Raw genomic sequence first — 4,090 nt, 5'->3', positions numbered from 1 at the left:
GGGCCGGGCCCGTACGCACGCGATGCGCGACATCGTCTCGTCCATCCAGGCGGAGCAGGACACCGTCATCCGCGCGCCCGCCGCCTCCGTCACGGAGGTCGAGGGCGGGCCCGGCACCGGCAAGACGGCGGTGGCGCTGCACCGGGCCGCGTACCTGCTGTACCAGGACCGGCGGCGGTACGCGGGCGGGATCCTCGTCGTCAGCCCGACGCCGCTGCTCGTGGCGTACACCGAGGGCGTGCTGCCGTCGCTCGGCGAGGAGGGGCAGGTCGCGATCCGCGCGGTGGGCTCGCTCGTCGAGGGTGCGGAGGCGACGCTGTACGACAGGCCGCGTGTGGCCCGGGTCAAGGGCTCGGCGCGGATGGTGCGGGTGCTGCGCCGGGCGGCGCGCGGGGCGCTGACGGTGGGGGAGGTGCCGCAGCGGCTGCGGGTGGTGGCGTTCGGTGCCCGGGTGGAGCTGGACGGGCGGGAGCTGCGGCGCGTCCGGCAGGCGGTGCTCGGCGGTACGGCGCCGGTGAACCTGCTGCGGGCCAGGGCCCGCCGGTTCCTGCTGGACGCGCTGTGGCAGAAGTCCGGGGCCCGGCCGCGCTACGACGACCCGGAGCTGGCCGCGGAGGCGCGGGCGGCGTTCGACGAGGACATCTCCACCGAGGACGACTTCCTCGCCTTCCTCGACGCCTGGTGGCCGGAGTTGACGCCGCGGGGCGTGCTCGCGGCGCTCGCCGACGAGCGGCGGCTCGCGGGCTTCGCGCGGCGCGTGCTGAACCCCGGGGAGGTCCGCGGCGTCGCCCGCTCGCTGGCCCGCGACGGGCTGACCGTGCACGACGTGGCGCTGCTGGACGAGTTGCGGGTGCTCCTCGGCGCGCCGGCGAAGCCGGCGAGGCAGCGGGAGCTGGACCCGCTGGACCAGTTGACGGGCCTGGAGGAGCTGACGACGTACGGGGAGCGCACCGCCACCGCCGCGCGGCGGCGCGACGAGGAGCGGCAGGAGTACGCGCACGTCATCGTCGACGAGGCGCAGGACCTGACGCCGATGCAGTGGCGGATGGTGGGCCGCCGCGGGCGGCACGCGACGTGGACGGTCGTGGGCGATCCGGCGCAGAGTTCGTGGCCGGATCCGGAGGAGGCGGCCGCGGCGCGTACGGAGGCGCTGGGCACCCGGCCGCGGCGCCGCTTCACGCTGACCGTCAACTACCGCAACCCGGCGGAGATCGCCGAGGTCGCCTCCCGGGTCCTGGCGCTGGCCATGCCCGGCACCGAGCCGCCGGAGGCGGTGCGCTCGACCGGGGTGGTGCCGCGGTTCGCGGCGGCGGGGGCGGATCCGTACGACACGGTGCGCGCGGAGGTCGGGCGGCTGCTCGCGGACGTGGACGGCACGGTGGGCGTCGTGGTGCCGATGGGCCGCCGGGAGGAGGCCCGCGGGCGGCTGGGGGACCTGGGGGAGCGCGTGGTGGTGCTGGGCAGCCTGGAGGCCAAGGGGCTGGAGTACGACGCCACGGTGGTGCTCTCGCCGGCGGAGATGGCCGACGAGTCGCCGGCGGGCCTGCGGGTGCTGTACGTGGCCCTCACCCGGGCGACGCAGCGGCTGACGGTCGTCGCCACGGCGCCGGATCTTCCGGATCCCGAAGGCGTCCCCGACCTGCTGCGTCCGTAGTCCGGGAGCCGCGGAAGCCACAGGGGCCGCCGAGACGGGAATGGCCTTGCGGGGATGGTTTGTTAGCCTGGCAGTGGCACCGGCCCGATCCATGCCCCCGGGCCCAACCTTAGGCGCTTCGAGCGCCCACTTGCCGCGAGGCGAGCTGGCGGGTCGGTGCCACCAGGCTTGTGACGGGCCGGGTGTGCGGCAGCAGTGCCGCGCACCCGGCCCGTCGCCTTTTTCGCGCCCTTCCCGCGCCCCCGGACCCGCGTTGCCCGCCTTCCCGTCCTGTGGAAAAGTAATTCCGCCTTCCGGAGGGTTTCCGGATACCGCCCGGTAGGTGCGACCATCGATCCGATCCGCAGCGGGGCGTGTCGCGCCCCGTGGCTTCACCACACAAGAGGGAACACACGGCCATGGCAACGGCGCCAAGCGTCTCCTACTCGAACACGGTCCGGCTGGAGGTGCCCGCGGGCGGCAACGCCGTCAGCCAGCTCACCTCCGCCGTGGAGTCCTCCGGCGGCAGCGTCACCGGCCTCGACGTCACCGCCTCCGGCCACGAGCGGCTGCGTATCGACGTCACCATCGCCGCCGCCTCCACGGACCACGCGCGCTCCATCGTCGAAAAGCTCCGCGGCATCGAGGGCGTCACCGTCGGCAAGGTCTCCGACCGTACGTTCCTCATGCACCTCGGCGGCAAGATCGAGATGCAGTCCAAGCACCCGATCCGCAACCGCGACGACCTCTCGATGATCTACACCCCCGGCGTCGCCCGCGTCTGCATGCAGATCGCCGAGAACCCCGAGGACGCCCGCCGCCTGACCATCAAGCGCAACAGCGTCGCGGTCGTCACCGACGGCTCCGCCGTCCTGGGCCTGGGCAACATCGGCCCCAAGGCCGCGCTGCCGGTGATGGAGGGCAAGGCGGCGCTGTTCAAGCGCTTCGCCGGCATCGACGCCTGGCCGCTGTGCCTGGACACCCAGGACACCGACGCCATCGTGGAGATCGTCAAGGCCATCGCCCCCGGCTTCGCCGGCATCAACCTGGAGGACATCTCCGCTCCCCGCTGCTTCGAGATCGAGGCGCGGCTGCGCGAGGCGCTGGACATCCCCGTCTTCCACGACGACCAGCACGGCACCGCCATCGTCGTGCTCGCGGCGCTCACCAACGCGCTGCGGGTGGTCGGCAAGGAACTGGCCGACGTGCGCGTGGTGATGTCCGGCGCCGGCGCCGCCGGCACGGCCATCCTCAAGCTGCTGATCGACGCCGGCGCCAAGCACGCCGTCGTCGCCGACATCAACGGCGTCGTCCACTCCGGCCGCGCCGACCTGGTCGACGCCGCACCCGGCAGCGCGCTGCGCTGGATCGCGGAGAACACCAACCGCGACGGCCTCACCGGCACGCTCAAGGACGCCGTGCGCGGCGCGGACGTCTTCATCGGCGTCTCCGCCCCCGACGTCATCGACGGCGGCGACGTCGCCGCCATGGCGCCCGACGCCATCGTCTTCGCGCTGGCCAACCCCGACCCCGAGGTCGACCCGGCCGCCGCCCGCGAGCACGCCGCCGTCGTCGCCACCGGCCGCAGCGACTTCCCGAACCAGATCAACAACGTGCTTGTCTTCCCGGGCGTCTTCCGCGGCCTGCTCGACGCGCACTCGCGGACCGTCAACTCCGAGATGATGATCGCCGCGGCCCGCGCCATCGCCGACGTCGTACACGGTGACGAGCTGAACCCGAACTACATCATCCCGAGCGTCTTCAACGACCGGGTGGCCCCCACGGTCGCCGACGCCGTCCGCGACGCCGCCCAGGCCGCGGGCGTCACGGCGCCGCCCACCACCGGGGCGTAACCGCCCCGGCACGCCGCGTGGGAACGGGCCCGGCCCCGGCGCGTCGGCTGGCTTTCGGGCCGCGCGTACGTCATAAGTGTGCGGATGGACGGGCTGCGGCGGACGACGCGCCAGGGCGCCGGATTGGCGTTTCCGCCGCAGGTGAGGGCAGGATGCGTAGTCGGGCGCGAGGCGCTGTCATGGGACCCGGTTTCGGGGACTGTCAGCGGGTCCTGGCAGCATCGGCATTGATCTCACGCCTCAATGGCAAGAAAACACGGGAGACAGATATGAACCGCAGTGAGCTGGTGGCCGCGATCGCAGAGCGCGCCGAGGTGACCCGCAAGGACGCCGACGCCGTGGTGGCCGCCCTCGCCGAGGTCGCCGGGGAGGTCGTCAGCAAGGGCGACGAGAGGATCACCATCCCCGGCTTCCTGACCTTCGAGCGCACCCACCGCAAGGCGCGCTCCGCCCGCAACCCGCAGACCGGCGAGCCGATCCAGATTCCCGCTGGCTACAGCGTGAAGGTCACGGCCGGCTCCAAGCTCAAGGAAGCGGCGAAGGGCAAGTAAGGCCCGTAGCCCGAAGAGGAGGGCGGCCGGACCCAGCGGGGGCGGCCGCCCTT

At 73.4% G+C, this 4,090-nt stretch carries 3 protein-coding genes; all 3 read left to right on the top strand.

The features are described from left to right. Window positions 1–1,654: HelD family protein (locus tag H5J30_RS20470; protein WP_181788856.1), on the top strand; the 1,654-nt coding region annotated here is incomplete at its 5' end. 398 nt (window positions 1,655–2,052) lie between these two features. Beyond that, entirely contained in the window at window positions 2,053–3,486 is a 1,434-nt protein-coding gene (locus H5J30_RS20465) for an NAD-dependent malic enzyme (RefSeq protein WP_181788855.1), read from the top strand. A gap of 269 nt (window positions 3,487–3,755) precedes the next feature. Further along, window positions 3,756–4,037 carry an HU family DNA-binding protein gene (locus H5J30_RS20460; RefSeq protein ID WP_027741684.1) on the top strand — a complete coding sequence of 94 codons (282 nt, stop codon included), beginning with the start codon at window positions 3,756–3,758 and terminating at the stop codon, window positions 4,035–4,037. Window positions 4,038–4,090 lie beyond the last annotated feature (53 nt).

Source organism: Streptomyces phytophilus (assembly GCF_013870535.1).
GTDB lineage: Bacteria > Actinomycetota > Actinomycetes > Streptomycetales > Streptomycetaceae > Streptomyces > Streptomyces phytophilus.
Note: the sequence above shows the minus strand (reverse complement) of the source record. Positions and strands in the feature narration are given on the sequence as shown.